The sequence below is a fragment of the Arthrobacter sp. TJ-265 genome, from assembly GCF_058269135.1.
Genome location: NZ_JBZCND010000003.1, coordinates 210595 through 227957 on the forward strand (window position 1 = coordinate 210595; position 17363 = coordinate 227957).

The window sequence follows — 17363 nt, forward strand, 5'->3', positions numbered from 1 at the left end:
GGGCTGTGGAAGAAATTGCAGACAAAGGTTTACAGGTGGTGGTGGGGCTCGCCGTCTTCGCCGCCATCATCGGGCTCATCATGCTGGTGGTGGACCGGGCCCCCAAGACCGGGCGGGAGAAGGTCCAGATCGCGGGCTTTCTCGCGCCGGCCCTGATCCTCCTCGCCGTCGGGCTCGTGTTCCCCGCGCTGCAGACCTCGTACCTCTCCCTGACCGGCCGCAACGGCGAATTCGTGGGGCTCGACAACTTCGTCTGGATGTTCACGCAGCCCGAGGCGCTGGTCACTCTGCGCAACACCGTGATCTGGGTCGTCATCGTCCCGCTGCTGGCGTCCTCGATCGGTCTGGCCTACGCGGTCTTCATCGACCGGGCGCGCGGGGAGAAGGTGCTCAAGTCGCTGGTGTTCATGCCCATGGCGATCTCCTTCGTCGGCGCCGGTGTCATCTGGCGCTTCATGTACGCCTACAAGGGCCCCGAACAGGACCAGATCGGCCTGATGAACCAGGTCCTCGTCTGGTTCGGCCAGGAACCCAAGCAGTTCCTCCTCGACGCCCCCGAGAACACGTTCTTCCTGATCGCCGTCATGATCTGGATCCAGACCGGTTTCGCCATGGTGGTGCTCTCGGCCGCCATCAAGGGCATCCCGACCGAGATCGTGGAAGCCGCACGGCTCGACGGCGCCAGTGCGTGGCAGCAGTTCCGCAACGTCACCATCCCCACCATCCGCGGCTCGCTGATCGTCGTCGTCACGACCATCACGATCGGGACGCTGAAGGTCTTCGACATCGTCCGGACCATGACCGCAGGACAGTACGAGACGTCCGTGGTCGCCAACGAGATGTACACCCAGGCCTTCCGGGCAGGTGAGCCGGGCCGCGGCGCAGCGCTGGCCCTGGTCCTCTTCCTGATGGTGATGCCGGTGGTCGTGTACAACGCCCGGCTTCTCCGCAAGCAGAAGGAAATCCGATGAGCACCGTCCCCCTCGAGAACAAGGACCTCCTGCCGGACGTCGAGGACGACGCCACCAGGGGCCGCCCCACCCTGCAGAAGCGCGTCAAGCAGAGGCTGACGTCCCGGGGTGCCACGGCCGCTGCCATCTTCGTCGCCGTCCTCTGGACCATCCCGACCTTCGGCATGTTCATCTCGTCCTTCCGGCCCGAGGACAACATCAAGGGCAACGGCTGGTGGAACGTGTTCACGGACCGCGAGCTGACGCTGGAGAACTACGCGGACGTCCTCAGCCCCGGCGGCAGCCAGTCGCCGAACCTGCTGTCCTACTTCGTCAACTCCCTGGCGATTGTGATCCCCGGGACCATCTTCACGCTGGTCCTCGGCGCGATGGCGGCCTACATGTTCGCGTGGGGGCGCTTCCGCGGCAAGGACGGGCTTTTCATCTTCGTCTTCGCCCTGCAGATCGTGCCCCTGCAGATGGCGCTCATCCCGCTCCTGCAGCTGTTCACGAAGGTCCTGACGATCGGCGAGTTCCAGCTCCTGCCCAGCGGCACCTACGCCCAGCTGTGGGTCGCGCACACGATCTTCGGGCTGCCCCTAGTGATCTTCCTCCTGCACAATTTCATCTCCGAGATCCCGGGAGAGGTGATCGAGGCGGCGCGGGTGGACGGGGCCGGCCACAGCACCATCTTCTGGCGCATCGTCGTCCCGCTCGCCACGCCCGCCCTGGCCTCGGTCGGGATCTTCCAGTTCCTGTGGCTGTGGAACGACCTGCTGGTGGCCCTCGTGTTCTCGGGCGGCGGAGCCGACGTCGCGCCCATCACCCAGCGGCTCGCCGAGCTCCAGGGCTCACGCGGCGGTGAGTGGCAGCGGTTGACCGCGGGGGCCTTCGTCTCCATGGTCATCCCGCTCGCCGTGTTCTTCGGGCTCCAGCGGTACTTCGTGCGGGGCCTGCTGGCCGGTGGCCTGAAGGGCTGACCGGTGACGAGCATCGACGACGTCGCGGCGTCCCTCGGGGTATCGACGGCCACGGTGTCCCGGGCGCTGCGCGGGCTGCCGGGCGTCGCCGAGGACACGCGGGCGCGGGTCACCGCGGAGGCGAAGAGGCTCGGCTATGTCCCGTCGTCGGCTGCCTCCGGCCTCGCATCGGGCCGCACCATGGCCATGGGCGTGCTCGTCCCGGTGATCGACCGCTGGTACTTCTCCGCCGTGCTGGAGGGCGTGGATCGCCAGTTGCGCGCGGCCGGGTACGACCTCATCCTGTTCAGCCTCGGGGGCGCGGGCGTGAACCGCGACCGGGTGTTCCATCGTTCCATCCTCCGCAAGCGGATCGACGCGCTGCTGGTCATGTGCATGCACCTCACCGAGGAGGAGCGGACAGCCGTCCAGCAGCTGGACTACCCGAACATCATGGTGGGCGGTGCGGTCGAGGGGGTCCGGCACGTCGGGATCGACGACGCCCGCGCGGTACGGGACGCGGTGGAGTACCTGATCGGTCTCGGCCATACGCGGATCGCGCACATGCGGGGCGGCGGGTCCTTCGACATCGACTTCGAAGTGCCGCGCCTCCGGGAGCAGGCCTTCCAGCAGACCATGACGGACCACGGGCTGACGGTGCGCGAGGACTGGTCCGCGTTCGGGGACTTCCGCTTCGCCACCTCCCGCCGGTCGGCAGTGGAACTGCTCGCCGATCCGGCGGACCGGCCGACGGCGGTGTTCTGCTCGTCGGACGAGATGGCATTCGGCGTGCTGAAGGCCGCCGCGGAGCTCGGCGTCGCCGTCCCGGGTGAGCTGTCCGTGATCGGCATCGACGACCACGAGTTCTCCGAGCCCATGGGCCTGACGACCATCCGGCAGGATCCCGAGGACCAGGGCGCCTACGCGGCGGACCTCCTGCTCGGGGAGCTGCTGCGCAACGAGCCGGCGGACTACCCGCCGTCGCGACCCCACACGCTCGTGGAGCGGAAGACGACCGGGCCGGTCAGGGCCTGAGGACCGCCGTCGCCCGCCTGCGGGCCGGGTGCCGCGATCCCGTGCGGATCACGAGGCGCGGGCCAATTGGCGGATCGGGATCCACCGGGACGCGAGGCGCCGGTAGGAGGCGGCCGCACCCATCATGTCGGCCTCGGCCAGGCTCTCGATCCCGAGGCGCACATCCATCGGTGAGTCGTCCGGGAAGACGCGGTCCGCGACGGGCCCGTAGTCCACCTCGACGACGGCGTCCCGCCGGAAGATCTCCAGCCACTCGACGATCTCCGTGAGTTCGTCCAGCAGGTCCATCTCCGGGGCGCCGACGGCCAACTGGGCGATCGAGCGGCGCCCGCGGTCGATGCAGTCGCCGATGCGTGCCGTGATCCGGACGGTGCTGACCCGCCCGTCGTCCTCGACGACCTCCGTGAGATCGTCCTCGTGGATCAGGGCGAACCAGGCGAAGGGCACCCCCCAGGTCGCCGACCGCGTGTAGAGCTTCGCGACCGAGTCGGCGAAGGTGTCCGGGTCCAGCCGGGCCTGGTGCGCCTCACGGGCGATCTCCGGCACGAGGACGTCGATCAGGGGTCCGCGCAGGCTCTGGTCCAGGGACTCGGCCGCGAGCGTGGTGCGGACGGCGAGCTGGTTGGGGCAGTAGTAGGGCGTCGTCGTGCCGTTCAGGCTGGGGAAGTGGGTGACCCGCACGAGGTCGGATTCGTGGTGCGGGAAGGGGTCCGAGACGGTGCGCAGGATGCGGCGCAGCGACTGCTCGTGCTCCATCTCCTCGGTCAGTTCCCGTTCGCGGGCACGCTGTTCGAGGATCGCCAGCTGCTGGGCGTCGGAGAAGGCGTCGAGGGGCTCGTAGACGCGGAGGTAGGAGACGTACGGGAACGGTCGGATGACGCCGCCCATCCGACTCACGGCCCGCTGAGTTCCACGACGACGGGGGCGTGGTCCGAGGCGCCCTTGCCTTTGCGCTCCTCCCGGTCCACGAAGGCGTCGGTCGCGCGGGCGGCCAGGGCGGGCGAGCCGAGGACGAAGTCGATGCGCATGCCCTCCTTCTTCGGGAAGCGGAGCTGTTTGTAGTCCCAGTAGGTGTACAGGCCGGGGCCGGGGGTGAAGGGGCGCGCGAGATCCGCGAAGCCGGCGTCGAGGAAGGCCTGGAACGCCGCACGCTCGGCCGGGCTGACATGCGTGTAGCCGCCGTCGACGAACAGGTCGATGTCCCAGACGTCGTCGTCCTGCGGTGCGATGTTCCAGTCGCCCATCAGGGCGATCTGCGCCTCCGGGTCGTCGGTGATCCACTGCCGGGCGTGACCGCGGAGGGTGTCCAGCCAGTTGATCTTGTACGGCATGTGCGGGTCGTCGAGCGCCCGCCCGTTCGGGACGTACAGGCTCCAGACCCGCACCCCGCCGCACGTCGCCGCGATGGCCCGCGCCTCCTGCACCTCGTCCGCACCCGGCTTGCCGAAGGGGGGCTGGCCGGGGAAGGTCCGCTCGACGTCGTCGAGCCCCACGCGTGAGGCGATGGCGACGCCGTTCCACTGGCTGAGGCCGAAGTGCGCCACCTCGAAGCCGCTGTTCTCGAACAGTTCCCAGGGGAAATTGTCGTCCTTGCACTTCGTCTCCTGGATGGCCAGGACATCGACGTCGGACCTGTTCAGCCAGGCTTCGACGCGGTCGGCGCGGGCACGGAGGGAATTGACGTTCCAGGTGGCGATCTTCACGCCCCCTACGTTACCAACGGAGCTGTTTACTCCCGCCACCACGAGTCGAACATGCTGACCGGCACCGCGCGCTTGTGCCGTGTGGTCCAGTACCGGTGCTCGATCGCCTTCGCGGCATCGGCGTCGACCTCGCGGCCCTCGAGGTAGTCGTCGATCTGCTCGTACGTGAGGCCGAGCTCGTGCTCGTCGGCGCGGCCTGGCACCTCGTCCAGCAGGTCCGCCGTCGGGATCTTGTCGTAGAGCGCGGCCGGTGCTCCGAGCTCCTTCAGGAGGGCGCGGTTCTGGCGCTTGTTGAGCCCGAAGAGCGGCAGCACGTCGGCTCCGCCGTCCCCGAACTTGGTGAAGAATCCCGTGACCGATTCGGCGCCGTGGTCCGTGCCGATCACGAGCAGGTTGTGCTGCCCGGCCACGGCGTACTGCGCCATCATGCGGGCACGGGCCTTGGTGTTGCCCTTGGTGAAGTCCGCGATACGCTCGCCCGTGGACTCCGCGTACTCCTGCTGGATGCCGTCTACCGCGGGAGCCACGTTGAACACCCTCGAGGTGCGCGGCTGGATGAAGGCGAGGGCCGCCTGGGCGTCCTCCTCGTCCTGCTGGACGTTGTAGGGCAGGCGCATGGCGATGAAATCGGTATCGGCCCCCTCGGATCGCAGTTCGTCGACGGCGAGCTGGGCGAGCTTGCCGGCCAGCGTGGAGTCCAGCCCGCCGCTGATGCCGAGGACGAATCCGCGTGTGCCCGTGGACCTGGCGTAGTCCTTCAGGAAGCCGACCCTGCTGCGGACTTCCGCCGCCGGGTCGATGACGGGCTTGACGCCCATTTCCTCGATGATCCGTGCCTGGAGTTCATGCATGGCTCCAAGGCTACTCCGCCTGCATTTCTACGAGGTTACGAAATGAGCGGAATCACACCGCGGGGCGGCGCACCCGGTGTCCGGGCGGGCCGCCGTGGGCCGGCCGGCGCCGCGTGGGACCCGGTGAGGAGGGGCGCCGTGGGACTCCTACTGGCTGAACGCCGCATCGAAGGACGTTTCCGACGGCGCGAAGTCGAAGCGCTTGAGGAAGGCGAGGGCCTCGGGCGCCCCCTGCAGCCGGTCCATGCCGGCGTCCTCCCACTCCACGGAGATGGGACCGGTGTAGCCGATGGCCGTCAGCGCCCGGAAGCTGTCCTCCCAGGGCACGTCGCCGCGACCCGTGGAGACGAAGTCCCAGCCGCGCCGCGGGTCTCCCCAGGGCAGGTGGGAGGACAGGATGCCGTTCCGGCCCCCGCCCATGCGCATCTTCGTGTCCTTGCAGTCCACGTGGTAGATGCGGTCCTTGAAGTCCGAGATGAAGGCCACCGGGTCGATCTGCTGCCACATGAAGTGGCTCGGGTCCCAGTTGAGGCCGAAGGCCGGGCGGTGGCCGATGGCCTCGAGGGTGCGCTGCGTGGACCAGTGGTCATAGGCGATCTCCGAGGGGTGGACCTCGTGCGCGAAGCGGACCCCGCACTCGTCGAAGACGTCCAGGATGGGGTTCCAGCGGTCCGCGAAGTCCTGGTACCCGGCGTCGATCACGTCGGCGGGTACCGGTGGGAACATGGCCACGTACTGCCAGATGGAGGAACCGGTGAAGCCGACGACGGTGTCCACGCCGAGCTTCTTCGCGAGGCGCGCGGTCAGCTTCATCTCCTCCGCCGCACGCCGGCGCACGCCCTCGGGGTCGCCGTCGCCCCAGACCTTCGGGCCGACGATCGCCTGGTGGCGGAAGTCGATCGGGTTGTCGCAGACGGCCTGGCCCTTGAGGTGGTTCGAGATGGTCCACACCTTGAGGCCGTTGCGCTCGAGGATGTCGAGCCGGTCCTGGATGTAGGCGTCGTCGTCCCATCGCCACGCGTCGAGGTGGTCGCCGGAGACGGCGATCTCGAGGCCGTCGTAGCCCCACTGGCCGGCGAGCTCGGCGACCTTCTCGAAGGGGAGGTCGGCCCACTGGCCGGTGAACAGGGTGTAGTTGCGGGTCATGCGGTCTCCTCGGGTGGGGTGGCCGGTCTGCAGTTCCCGGGCCCGGCGGCGCGCCCTGCGAACGGGCGCGCGACCGGGCGGCGGGGCTAGATCGTCTTGGTCCAGATGCTGTCCGCGGCGGCGCTGCGCTCGACGCCGTCGAGTACCTTCTGGACCTGCAGGCCGTCGGCGAAGGAGGGCTCGGGCTGGCGTTCTTCCATGACGGCTTCGACGAAGTCCTTTGCCTGATGCACGAAGCCGTGTTCGTAGCCGAGGGAATGGCCGGGCGGCCACCACGCGGACAGGTAGGGGTGGGCGGGTTCGGTCACCATGATGTCGGTGAAGCCCCGGCGGGTGTCCGGGGCCGTCGCATCGTAGAAGCCGAGGGAGTTCATCTTCTCGAGATCGAAGGAGACCGCCCCCGCGGAACCCGACACCTCGACGCGGAGCGCGTTCTTGCGACCGGTGGACATGCGGGTCGCCTCGAAGGACCCGATGGCCCCGCCGTCGAAACGGCTGGTGAACAGGGAGACGTCGTCCACCGTCACGAGGCCCCTCTCCTGGGTGGCGGTACCCGCCAGCCCGGCCGCTTCTCCGAGCAGGGGGCGCTCGTGGACGAAGGTGTTCAGCAATCCACTCACGCCGGTCACTCTCTGGCCGGTGATGAACTGGGCGAGATCGACCGCGTGGGCGCCGAGGTCGCCGAGCGCACCGGATCCGGCGAGGTCCTTCTGCAGGCGCCAGGTCAAGGGTGCGTCGGAATCGACGAGCCAGTCCTGCAGGTAGGTTGCCCGGACCTGGCGCACCTCGCCGACGGCCCCGGACAGGACGAGGTCACGGGCGAAGGCGGCCGCAGGGACACGGCGGTAGGTGAAGCCGACCATTGCGAAGACGTCCTTGCCGGCGCGTCCAGCCGCCTCGGCCATCGCGACGGCCTCGTCGAGGGTATTGGCCAGCGGCTTCTCGCACAGGACGTGCTTGCCCGCTTCCAGCGCAGCGATGGCGATCTCGGCGTGCGAACCCCCGGGCGTGACGATGTCGACGACGTCGATGTCGTCGCGGTCCACTGCGGCCCGCCAGTCGGTCGCGGTGTCCTGCCAGCCCCACTTCCGGGCTGCGGCCTCGACCCCGGTCGAGTTGCGCCCCACGAGCAGGGCCATCTCCGGTCGTGCGGGCAGATCGAAGAACCGCGGTGCGACCCGCCATCCTTGGGAATGGGCGGCGCCCATGAAGCCATGGCCGACCATGGCGATCTTCAGGGGTGGTACGTCGTTGGGCATGTTTCCTCTTGTTCCGGCGGCAGTGGGGGAAGACTGGCGGATCCGTGGGTGCCGCGTCCACGACGGGCACCCACCTCCGTCCCTGCTAGGACTCGAAAGCCGACGGCAGGTACTGATCGACGTTGTCTGCGGTCACGACCGGCGCATTCAGGACGATGCGCGTGGGAACCTCCACCTCGACGAGGTCGCTCATGGCCTTGTCCTGGACGATGAGGCGAGCGAGCCGGATGCCGTCGGCCGCCTGGGTCGACGGGTAGATGACCGTCGCCTTGAGGACGCTTTCGCCGGACTCGATCTCACGCATGGCATTGGCCGACCCGGCCCCGCCGACCATGAAGAACTCGTCGCGTCCCGCATTGTCGATGGCAGCCAGGACGCCGACGCCCTGGTCGTCGTCGTGGTTCCACACGGCGTCGATCTCGGGGGCGGCCGACAGGAGCTGGGACGTCGCTGCCTCGCCGCCCTGAACGGTGAAGTCGGCAGCGACCCGATTATCGACGTCGAGTCCGCACGTCTCCAGCGCATCGGCGAAGCCACGGCTCCGGTCCTGGGTCAGCGGCAGGGAATCGATGCCGGCGATCTCGGCCACGACCGCGCCCTCGTCACCGGCGAGCTCCTCGCAGATGTAGTTGCCGGCGCTGACGCCCATCCCGTAGTTGTCACCCAGGACGGTGGCGCGCGCCGCGGCGGGGCTGGAGAATTCGCGGTCCACATTGATGACCGGGATGCCGGCCTCCATGGCCTGGATGGCGACGGGTGTCAGGGCCGCGCCGTCGGTGGGCAGCAGGACGATGGCGTCGACCCGGTCATTGATGAACTGCTCGACCTGGCTGATCTGGAGGTTCGCGTCGTTGGTGCCCTCCGCGACACGGAGGTCGATATCGCCGTACTTCTCCGCCTCCGCAGTGGCGGCGGAGTTGATGGCACCGAGCCAGCCGTGGTCGGCTGCCGGCCCGGAGAAGCCGATGACGACGGTGTCCCCCTCGGCCTGATTGCCCTCGACGGAAGCGTTGGTCGGCTGGGCGTTGGAGTTCTCCGCTTCCGGTGTACACCCGGTAGCAAGGGCTCCGACAGCAAGAAAGGCACCGACGGTAACGAGCGTTTTCCGGCCCGTTCGAACTGTAAGCATGGGATCTCCTCATTGAGTTGGTGCGTCTCCGCGTGGTGCAGCATGCTCTTCTCGTGCCAGCTACGGTGCGTGACATGAGTCACAGTAACAGAAGTGACCGGAAAATCGACGGCTTTATATCGAACAACGACATAATGTGTTACGTTCGTCACATGTTCGAGGATGATCATGCAGAGCCGTTGCTCGAGGTGCGCGGAATCACCAAGCAGTTCGCCGGTGTGCAGGCGCTGAAGGGGGTCGACCTGCACGTCGTCCCGGGGGAAGTCCACTGCGTCATGGGGCAGAACGGCGCCGGGAAATCGACGCTCATCAAGACGCTCTCCGGCGTCCATCAGCCCGACAGCGGAACCATCCGCTGGGAGGGCAGGGAGATCACGATCAGCGGGCCGACCGATGCCCTCGATCTCGGCATCGCGACCATGTACCAGGAGCTCGACGTCGTAGACGGGCTGTCCGTGGCCGAGAACATCTTCCTCGGACATGAGCGCTCGACGGGTGGCGTGCTCCACGTGAAGAAATCCAACGCCGTGGCCCGTACGCTCCTCGAGCGGCTCGGACACGGCAAGCTGTCGCCGACGACCGAGGTGGGCTCGCTCTCCGCGGCCAACAAGCAGATCGTCAGCATGGCCCGCGCGTTGTCGCGGGACACCAAGCTCATCATCATGGATGAGCCGAGCGCCATCCTCGACTCGGGAGAAGTCTCCAACCTCTTCCGGGTGGTGCGTGAACTCACGGCGCAGGGCATCGCGGTCGTGTACATCTCCCACCGGCTCGAAGAGATCCGACAGATCGGCGACCGGATCTCGGTGATCAAGGACGGCCGCAGTACGGCCAGCGGATTGAGTGCGATGGACACCCCGAAGGCGGAGATCATCCGGCTCATGACGGGCAGGGACATCGAGAACGTCTTCCCGGAGCGCACGCCCATTCCCGCTGATTCCCCCGTCGTCCTCCAGGTCGAGGATCTGGAGCTGTACGGGCACTTCGAGAAGGTGAACTTCACCGTTCGAGCGGGGGAGATCCTCGGCTTCGCCGGGCTCGTGGGGTCAAAGCGGTCCGAGATCCTGGAGACCATCTACGGGGCGCGGAAGGCATCCTCCGGAACGGTCTCGGTCCATGGCAGTCCCCTCAGGGCGGGGTCCGTCAGCTCTGCCGTCGATGCGGGGATCGGCCTCTCCCCGGAGGAGCGCAAGGCCCAGGGGCTCATCCTCGACGAACCGATCTTCAAGAACGTGACCCTCTCGACCTTCGAACGGTTCGCCCGTGCCGGGTACCTCGACGAGCGGGCCGAACGTGACGCCGCCCGGCAGCAGATCGCCGCGCTCGAGCTTCGTCCGGCTGACCCGGACCGTGCGGCCAGGACCCTTTCCGGCGGGAACCAGCAGAAGATCCTGCTGGCCCGCTGGCTGGTCCACGGCACCCCCGTGCTGTTGCTGGACGAACCCACGCGCGGCGTCGACGTCGGCGCGCGGTCGGAGATCTACGCGCTCATCCGTCGACTCGCTGCGGACGGCACGGCCATCATCGTGGTCTCGAGCGAGATCGAGGAGGTCCTCGGCCTCGCCGACACCGTGCTCGTGATCGACGACGGCAGGGTACTCACTCAATCCATAGCAAGCGATCTCGACGAGCACGCCGTGCTCGATCTCGTCATGAAGGGAAGTGCCGCGTGAGCGAGCAGAACACGAAGGAGGCGGCACAGCGTCCTGCAGCGGCAGACGACGGCGGTGCGCCCAAGGGAAGCGCCGTCCGGAACTTCCTGCGGGGCTCTGCGGGCCGGAATCTGGGGCTGGTCATCGCGCTCGCACTGCTCCTGGTCGTAGGGGCGGTCACCAGCGGGGAGCGGTTCCTCAACGTCGAGAACATGCTCACGATCCTCCGCTACGCCTCGATCATCGGTGTGGTGAGCATCGGCGTCACCTTCGTCATCACGGCGGGCGGCATCGACCTCTCCGTCGGTTCGGTCCTCGGCCTGACGACGGTGGTCGCCAGTCTCACCAGCGTGCAACTGGCAGCGACCCAGTCGTCCTGGATCCTCATCGTGCTCGTGGCGCTCGCAGTCGGAGCCGGCGCCGGACTGATCAACGGAGTGATCATCGCCTACGGGAACGTGGTCGCCTTCATCGCCACCCTCGCCATGCTCGTCGGCGCGCGCGGTCTTGCGGAACTCATCTCCGGCCGCAGCACCCAGATCGTCAGCAACCGCGAATTCCTGCAGGTCATGCGCTCTGATTTCCTGGGGGTCCCCACCCTCATCTGGATCTTCGTCGTTGTCGCAGCCGCCGGATGGTTCCTCCTGAACCGCACCACGTTCGGCCGCCGGACCGTTGCCATCGGCGGAAACCTCGAGGCATCGCGACTGGCGGGCATCAAGGTGAAGCGGCACCTCGTCTACCTGTACGTCCTCACCGGCCTCACGGCGGGCATCGGCGGCATCATGTTCCTCGGTCGCACCACGGCCGGTACCTCCACCCATGGGCTGCTCCTCGAACTGGACGTGATCGCCGCCGTCGTCGTCGGTGGAACCCTGCTCGTCGGCGGGCGCGGCACCATCATGGGTACCGTCCTCGGCGTGCTGATCTTCAGCACCCTGACCAACGTGTTCACCCAGAACAACCTGGACACCTCCGTGCAGGCGCTGGCCAGGGGCCTGATCCTGGTCATCGCAGTCCTGCTGCAGCAGCGTTTCGCCGCTCGCGATGTCCGTGGAGCGAAGCCGGTCAAGGTGTGACCGGGTCCCCGAGGGCGGGCCATTCTTCCGTCGACTACATGCTGTAATTGATCGATGAGCGACATAACCAGCTTCGGGGGCCTTGCGGCGTCGGGCGCGAGCGAACTCTTCCAGGTCCTGCGCGACGGGCGTCCCCGGACGCGGACCGAGCTCGCGGACCTGCTGGGTCTGGCTCGGTCGACGGTGACGCTGCGGATCGAGGCCCTCAGGGAACTGGGTCTCGTGGGTTTCGTGGACGAAGTGGTCTCCACCGGAGGGCGGCCTTCATCGAGGATCGCCCTGAAGTCCGGCAGCAAAGTGGTGCTCGGTGTCGATATCGGGGCATCCCACCTCAGGGTCGCGGTCACCGATCTCACGGGCCACGGACTTCACCGCTCGACGCGAGCCATGGAGATCACCCGGGGTCCGGCGGCGGTGCTGAGCGCGGTCGTCGAACTCGGGACCGAGCTTCTGCGGGAATCCGGCCGCTCGGCGACCGACCTGCTGGCCATCGGGGTCGGGGTGCCGGGCCCCGTGGAGCACCGGACCGGCAGGCCGATCAACCCACCGATCATGCCGGGCTGGAACGGGTACGACGTCCCCGGCCACCTGGAGGGACACTTCAATGTTCCCGTCCTGGTGGACAACGACGTCAACATCATGGCCCTCGGCGAGCGGAATGCCGCCTGGCAGCACGTGGACGATCTCATCTTCGTCAAGGTGGCGACCGGGATCGGCGCGGGGATCGTGTCGAGTGGACGGCTGCAGCGAGGCGCGGACGGCGTCGCCGGCGACATCGGCCACATCCGCGTCCACAGCGGCGCCCAGACGCCCTGCCGCTGCGGCAACTTCGACTGCCTGGAAGCTGTTGCGTCGGGACCGGCCGTCGCCGCCAAGCTCCGCACTCGCGGGCTCGATGCGAGTAACGGCGAGGACGTGGTCCGGCTGGTCGAGTCGGGCAACAGGGATGCCATTCACGCCGTACGCCAGGCGGGCCGTGACGTGGGCGAGGTGCTCTCCGCCTGCATCAGCCTCGTCAATCCCTCGGTGATCGTCATCGGCGGCTCCATGGCGCTGACCGGAGAGCACTTCATCGCCGGTATCCGTGAGGTGGTGTACTCGCGGACCATCCCGCTCGCCACCCAGCATCTCCAGATCGCTCAGTCCAGTTCGGGGCTCGACGCCGGGGTTCTCGGCGCCAGCATTTTGGCGATCCATCACGCGATGTCTCCCCAGCGAATCGACGCGATGGTCCTGGGCCTGACCGAATCGGTGGCCGGCTAGGCGCCTTCCGCGCGGCGCGGGCTCCTGCCGACCGGCGGGATCGTCCGGCGTCGATAGACTTGGCCCATGACCGCCGAGACCACCCCGACCGCCGACCGCTCCCGCCTCCTGGAGCTCATCAGGGAACTCGCCGTGGTCCACGAGCGCGTCACGCTCTCGAGCGGGGTCGAGGCCGACTACTACATCGACCTCCGCCGTATCACGCTGCACCATGAGGCCTCCGTGCTCGTGGGCCGGGTCATGCTGCAGCTGCTCGACGACGCCGGCATCGCGTTCGAGGCGGCCGGCGGCCTGACGATGGGCGCCGATCCGGTCGGCACCGCCGTGATGCACGCCGCCGCCCGGGCGGGCCGCCCGATCGACGCCTTCGTGGTCCGCAAGACGCAGAAGACCCACGGGATGGCCCGGCAGGTGGAGGGGCCGGACGTGTCCGGTCGCCCCGTCGTCGTGCTCGAGGACACCTCGACCACCGGCGGATCCGCCCTCACCGCAGTGGAAGGCGTCCGCCGGGCGAAGGGCGACGTGCGCGCCGTCGCCGTGATCGTGGACCGTGACACCGGGTCGAAGGAGCGCATCGAGTCCGAGGCCGGGGTTCCGTACCTCTTCGCCTTCGGCAAGGACGAGCTGGGTCTCGCCTGACCGGGACGCCCGTGCACGAGCACGATCCGGTGATCCACGAGCAGGACGACGACGGCAGGGCGCTCCGGCAGGCGCGTGATTTCCGTGAGTCCTCGCGCCGCTCCTTCCTCATCGGATCCGCCGCGGCCACCGTGGTGGCGGCCGATCTCGTCGCCACGCGTGTCATCCAGTCCCAGCGGGACCAGACGCGCATCCTCCCGCTCGACGACGAGGACGCCCGGGCGCGCTTCCCCAACGACCGCTGGGTGCTGTTCCCCGGCTACAAGACGAGCTGGGAGGAGGGGCTCTGGATCCTCAACTCGCTGCGCCCGGCCCTGTCCCGGCGGGCGCAGATGGCCGTCATGGGCTACTCCAACCGCGGCCTGGACATCAACAACGTCGTGGCCACCATGAACCGCTACGTGGACAACTTCCGGCTCGAGAAGCTCTACTTCTACGGCCACAGCTTCGGGGGCATGGTGGCGGTGGAGGTCGCGGCGCGTCTGCGTGACCGCGGCATCCCGGTGGAGCTGATCTTCCTCGACTCGTCGCCGTCCAGCCGCTACGACGTCCGCGACGCCCGCATGTTCGACGGCGTCGTGCGCCTCTACGAGGCCGGGGTGCGCGTGCCGATCAGCCTGCGCGGCACGTACGAGCTCGGGGAGCGGATCGTCCACAAGAACGAGCGCACCTGGAGCCAGATCGTGAACCAGACGCTCGAGCAGCTCTCGCCGCTCGCACCCAGCAGCGAGCTGATCCAGACCGAGTCCTCGTACATCTACCACTTCGACGTCTCGCGGTTCCGGCTCTCCCTCGGCGACACGAAGGTGGTCTTCGCCGGCAACCCGAAGGACGGCGTCGTCGACTACGCGATGGCCCGCGCCGGCTGGGCGCGCTCGCTGCCGGACAACGTGGTCTCGGTCGACCACCGGACGGACGGCGCCCTCCCCGCGCACGCCAGCCCGCAGTGGAACCCCGTGATCTACCAGGACGTCGTCTCGGCCGTGCAGCGCGAGTACGTGCCGGTGCCGCGGGGCGGCGGCTGGAAGAGCTTCTTCTGAGCCGGGACTAGACCTGGTCGATCAGGTCGGCCACCGAGCTGCAGATCTGCGCCGGCCGGAAGGGGTAGGCGTCGATGTCCGCCGGCTGGGTGATGCCGCTGAGCACGAGGACCGTGTGCAGTCCCGCCTCCATGCCGGCGATGATGTCGGTGTCCATGCGGTCGCCGATCATCGCCGTCGTCTCGGAGTGGGCGTCGATCCGGTTCATCGCGGAGCGGAACATCATCGGGTTGGGCTTGCCCACGATGTACGGGTCGCGGCTCGTCGCGGCCGTGATCATGGCCGCGATGGCGCCTGTCGCGGGCAGCGGGCCCTCCTTCGACGGACCGGTGACGTCCGGGTTGGTGGCGATGAACCGCGCGCCGTCGAGGATGAGGCGGACGGCCTTGGTGATCGCCTCGAACGAGTAGGTGCGGGTCTCGCCGAGCACCACGTAGTCGGGGTTCGTGTCGGTGAGGACGAAGCCGGCCTCGTGCAGCGCCGTCGTCAGCCCCGCCTCGCCGATCACGTAGGCACGCCCGCCCGGTAGCTGGTCCCGCAGGAACTGGGCCGTCGCCAGCGCCGACGTCCACAGGTTCTCCTCCGGGATCTCGAGCCCGGACGCCTTGAGGCGCGCGGCGAGGTCACGCGGCGTGTAGATCGAGTTGTTCGTCAGGACGAGGAAGCGCCTCGAGGTGGCCACCCACCGTTCGATCAACTCGGCCGCGCCGGGGATGGCCTGGTTCTCGTGCACCAGGACGCCGTCCATGTCCGTGAGCCAGCACTCGATGTGTTCGTTCTCGCGCATGGGACTTCCTTTCCAGGGTGTACGGGGAGCTGCCGCTGCCAGTCTCCCACCTCCGGTGCCGTCTACGCTTGAACGGTGAATGAACCCCTGCCGGAGACTCCCGACCGCATCGACGATCCTGCGCACGAGACCCCCGGCCCGGCCGTCGGCGTGGGCCCGTGGGAGGGCGAGGCGCCCGACGGCGACCACTGGGACCGCGACCTGCTGGCCGCCGGCGACACCCGTAACGTCGTCGACGCGTACCGGTACTGGACCCACGAGGCGATCGTGGCGGACCTCGACGAGCGGCGGCACGGCTTCCACGTGGCCATCGAGAACTGGCAGCACGACCTCAACATCGGCTCCGTGGTGCGGACCGCGAACGCCTTCCTCGCCCGGGAGGTCCACATCATCGGACGACGCCGGTGGAACCGGCGCGGCGCGATGGTCACCGACCGCTACCAGCACGTCCGCCACCACCCCACGGTCGCGGATTTCACCGCCTGGGCGGCGTCCGAGGGGCTGGCCGTGATCGGCATCGACAACTTCCCGGACTCCGTGCCGCTGGAGACCTACGACCTCCCCGAGAAGTGCGTGCTCGTGTTCGGGCAGGAGGGCCCGGGCCTCACCCCCGAGGTCCACGAGGCGGCCGAGGCGACCCTCTCGATCGCCCAGTTCGGGTCCACCCGGTCCATCAACGCGTCAGCGGCCGCTGCGATCGCCATGCACGGCTGGGTGCGCCGGCACGTGTTCGGCCAGCCCGTCTGACCTGACGTCGTCCGTGGCGTCATCCTGCCTGCGGCCGCAGCGCCCGGCAGGTCCGCTCGCTAGGATGAGGCGAAGCACTCACCACCACGAAGGAGTCCTCAGCATGCCTATTGCAACCCCTGACGTCTACGCCGAGATGATCGACCGCGCCAAGACGGGCGGCTTCGCGTTCCCGGCCGTGAACGTGACCTCCTCGCAGACCCTCAACGCAGCGATGCGCGGTTTCGCCGAGGCGGGTTCCGACGGCATCGTGCAGGTCTCCACGGGCGGCGCTGCGTACTGGTCCGGTGCGAGCGTCAAGGACATGGTCGCCGGTTCGCTCGGCTTCGCCGCCTTCGCCAAGGAGGTCGCCAGGAACTACGACGTCAACATCGCCCTCCACACCGACCACTGCCCGAAGGACAAGCTCGACGACTTCGTGCTGCCCCTGCTCGCCGCGTCCGAGGAGGCCGTGAAGAACGGCCGCGACCCCGTCTTCAACTCGCACATGTGGGACGGCTCGGCGGAGACCCTCGAGGAGAACCTCAGGATCGCCCGCGAGATCCTGCCCCGCGCCGCGGCCGCGAAGATCATCCTCGAGGTCGAGATCGGCACCGTCGGCGGCGAGGAGGACGGCGTCGAGAACGCCATCAACGACAAGCTCTACACCACGGTCGAGGACGCCCTCGCGACCATCGACGCCCTCGGCGCCGGTGAGCACGGCCGCTACATCACCGCCCTGACCTTCGGGAACGTGCACGGCGTGTACAAGCCCGGCGGCGTGAAGCTGCGCCCCGAGATCCTCAAGGAGATCCAGGACAAGGTGGGCCAGAAGCTCGGCAAGGACAAGCCGTTCGACCTCGTCTTCCACGGCGGCTCCGGCTCCTCGGACCAGGAGATCGCTGACGCCGTCTCCTACGGCGTCATCAAGATGAACATCGACACGGACACCCAGTACGCGTTCACGCGTCCGGTCGCTGACCACATGCTCCGCAACTACGACGGCGTCCTGAAGGTCGACGGCGAGGTCGGCAACAAGAAGACCTACGACCCCCGCGTCTGGGGTGCCGCGGCCGAGGCGGGTCTCGCCGCGCGCGTCGTCGAAGCCGCCGCCGCCCTCGGCTCGGCCGGCAAGAAGCTCTAGC

17 protein-coding genes are annotated in these 17363 nt (G+C 68.3%); 10 read left to right on the forward strand and 7 right to left on the reverse strand.

What is annotated here, in order from left to right:
• Positions 1 to 5 precede the first annotated feature (5 nt).
• From AC4D2E_RS12655 to AC4D2E_RS12665, 3 genes are read left to right on the forward strand one after another with little or no spacing between them, the layout of a single operon-like run.
• The gene (locus AC4D2E_RS12655; RefSeq protein ID WP_258069822.1) at positions 6 to 971 is read left to right on the forward strand and encodes a carbohydrate ABC transporter permease; all 966 of its coding nucleotides are present in this window, start codon (positions 6 to 8) and stop codon (positions 969 to 971) included.
• A complete protein-coding gene (locus tag AC4D2E_RS12660) occupies positions 968 to 1930 on the forward strand; it encodes a carbohydrate ABC transporter permease (RefSeq protein WP_490911309.1) in 963 nt (320 codons plus the stop codon). Before AC4D2E_RS12655 ends, AC4D2E_RS12660 begins: the two co-directional genes overlap by 4 nt.
• A 3-nt stretch (positions 1931 to 1933) precedes the next feature.
• On the forward strand, positions 1934 to 2944 hold the full coding sequence (locus tag AC4D2E_RS12665; RefSeq protein WP_490952841.1) for a LacI family DNA-binding transcriptional regulator: 1011 nt from the start codon (positions 1934 to 1936) through the stop codon (positions 2942 to 2944).
• 48 nt (positions 2945 to 2992) lie between these two features.
• Here AC4D2E_RS12665 and AC4D2E_RS12670 read toward each other — a convergent pair whose 3' ends face one another.
• The 6 genes from AC4D2E_RS12670 to AC4D2E_RS12695 form a co-directional block, all read right to left on the reverse strand.
• Complete coding sequence (locus AC4D2E_RS12670; protein WP_104167195.1) at positions 2993 to 3832, reverse strand: DUF8083 family protein; 840 nt, start codon at positions 3830 to 3832, stop codon at positions 2993 to 2995.
• 5 nt (positions 3833 to 3837) lie between these two features.
• Positions 3838 to 4647, reverse strand: a complete 810-nt coding sequence (locus AC4D2E_RS12675) for an exodeoxyribonuclease III (protein ID WP_104167193.1) — start codon at positions 4645 to 4647, stop codon at positions 3838 to 3840.
• A gap of 26 nt (positions 4648 to 4673) precedes the next feature.
• On the reverse strand, positions 4674 to 5498 hold the full coding sequence (gene nadE / locus AC4D2E_RS12680) for an NAD(+) synthase (protein ID WP_490911306.1): 825 nt from the start codon (positions 5496 to 5498) through the stop codon (positions 4674 to 4676).
• Between the two features lie 147 nt (positions 5499 to 5645).
• Positions 5646 to 6644 carry a sugar phosphate isomerase/epimerase family protein gene (locus AC4D2E_RS12685; protein ID WP_490952842.1) on the reverse strand — a complete coding sequence of 333 codons (999 nt, stop codon included), beginning with the start codon at positions 6642 to 6644 and terminating at the stop codon, positions 5646 to 5648.
• An 86-nt stretch (positions 6645 to 6730) separates the two neighbouring features.
• Complete coding sequence (locus AC4D2E_RS12690) at positions 6731 to 7903, reverse strand: Gfo/Idh/MocA family protein (protein ID WP_490952843.1); 1173 nt, start codon at positions 7901 to 7903, stop codon at positions 6731 to 6733.
• Between the two features lie 85 nt (positions 7904 to 7988).
• On the reverse strand, positions 7989 to 9032 hold the full coding sequence (locus AC4D2E_RS12695) for a substrate-binding domain-containing protein (RefSeq protein ID WP_490952844.1): 1044 nt from the start codon (positions 9030 to 9032) through the stop codon (positions 7989 to 7991).
• 152 nt (positions 9033 to 9184) lie between these two features.
• Between AC4D2E_RS12695 and AC4D2E_RS12700 the strand changes: the two genes are divergently transcribed.
• The 5 genes from AC4D2E_RS12700 to AC4D2E_RS12720 all read left to right on the forward strand — a co-directional run bounded on the left by AC4D2E_RS12700 (position 9185) and on the right by AC4D2E_RS12720 (position 14705).
• Complete coding sequence (locus AC4D2E_RS12700; RefSeq protein ID WP_490952845.1) at positions 9185 to 10705, forward strand: sugar ABC transporter ATP-binding protein; 1521 nt, start codon at positions 9185 to 9187, stop codon at positions 10703 to 10705.
• On the forward strand, positions 10702 to 11763 hold the full coding sequence (locus AC4D2E_RS12705; RefSeq protein WP_104167183.1) for an ABC transporter permease: 1062 nt from the start codon (positions 10702 to 10704) through the stop codon (positions 11761 to 11763). Before AC4D2E_RS12700 ends, AC4D2E_RS12705 begins: the two co-directional genes overlap by 4 nt.
• A 54-nt stretch (positions 11764 to 11817) precedes the next feature.
• A complete protein-coding gene (locus AC4D2E_RS12710; protein ID WP_490911298.1) occupies positions 11818 to 13026 on the forward strand; it encodes an ROK family protein in 1209 nt (402 codons plus the stop codon).
• Positions 13027 to 13092: 66 nt separating this feature from the next.
• Complete coding sequence (gene pyrE, locus AC4D2E_RS12715) at positions 13093 to 13665, forward strand: orotate phosphoribosyltransferase (protein ID WP_104167179.1); 573 nt, start codon at positions 13093 to 13095, stop codon at positions 13663 to 13665.
• An 11-nt stretch (positions 13666 to 13676) separates the two neighbouring features.
• Complete coding sequence (locus tag AC4D2E_RS12720) at positions 13677 to 14705, forward strand: thioesterase domain-containing protein (protein WP_490952846.1); 1029 nt, start codon at positions 13677 to 13679, stop codon at positions 14703 to 14705.
• Between the two features lie 7 nt (positions 14706 to 14712).
• Here the strand turns inward: AC4D2E_RS12720 and AC4D2E_RS12725 are convergent, their stop codons facing one another.
• Complete coding sequence (locus AC4D2E_RS12725; protein ID WP_104167177.1) at positions 14713 to 15492, reverse strand: HAD-IIA family hydrolase; 780 nt, start codon at positions 15490 to 15492, stop codon at positions 14713 to 14715.
• A gap of 87 nt (positions 15493 to 15579) precedes the next feature.
• Here AC4D2E_RS12725 and AC4D2E_RS12730 point away from each other — a divergent pair, with 87 nt between their 5' ends.
• Entirely contained in the window at positions 15580 to 16239 is a 660-nt protein-coding gene (locus AC4D2E_RS12730; protein WP_490952964.1) for a TrmH family RNA methyltransferase, read from the forward strand.
• Between the two features lie 103 nt (positions 16240 to 16342).
• Positions 16343 to 17362 (forward strand): class II fructose-bisphosphate aldolase, encoded by a 1020-nt coding sequence (gene fbaA / locus AC4D2E_RS12735; RefSeq protein ID WP_104167175.1) that lies wholly within the window; start codon positions 16343 to 16345, stop codon positions 17360 to 17362.
• The last annotated feature ends 1 nt before the right edge of the window (position 17363 follow it).

Excerpts from the sequence above, each read along its gene's own strand:
- AC4D2E_RS12690 (WP_490952843.1), bottom strand. The coding sequence starts at position 7,903 with ATGCCCAACGACGTACCACCCCTGAAGATCGCCATGGTCGGCCATGGC.
- AC4D2E_RS12685 (WP_490952842.1), bottom strand. The coding sequence starts at position 6,644 with ATGACCCGCAACTACACCCTGTTCACCGGCCAGTGGGCCGACCTCCCC.
- AC4D2E_RS12670 (WP_104167195.1), bottom strand. The coding sequence starts at position 3,832 with ATGGGCGGCGTCATCCGACCGTTCCCGTACGTCTCCTACCTCCGCGTC.
- AC4D2E_RS12710 (WP_490911298.1), top strand. The coding sequence starts at position 11,818 with ATGAGCGACATAACCAGCTTCGGGGGCCTTGCGGCGTCGGGCGCGAGC.
- AC4D2E_RS12725 (WP_104167177.1), bottom strand. The coding sequence starts at position 15,492 with ATGCGCGAGAACGAACACATCGAGTGCTGGCTCACGGACATGGACGGC.
- AC4D2E_RS12700 (WP_490952845.1), top strand. The coding sequence starts at position 9,185 with ATGTTCGAGGATGATCATGCAGAGCCGTTGCTCGAGGTGCGCGGAATC.
- pyrE (WP_104167179.1), top strand. The coding sequence starts at position 13,093 with ATGACCGCCGAGACCACCCCGACCGCCGACCGCTCCCGCCTCCTGGAG.
- nadE (WP_490911306.1), bottom strand. The coding sequence starts at position 5,498 with ATGCATGAACTCCAGGCACGGATCATCGAGGAAATGGGCGTCAAGCCC.
- fbaA (WP_104167175.1), top strand. The coding sequence starts at position 16,343 with ATGCCTATTGCAACCCCTGACGTCTACGCCGAGATGATCGACCGCGCC.
- AC4D2E_RS12660 (WP_490911309.1), top strand. The coding sequence starts at position 968 with ATGAGCACCGTCCCCCTCGAGAACAAGGACCTCCTGCCGGACGTCGAG.
- AC4D2E_RS12695 (WP_490952844.1), bottom strand. The coding sequence starts at position 9,032 with ATGCTTACAGTTCGAACGGGCCGGAAAACGCTCGTTACCGTCGGTGCC.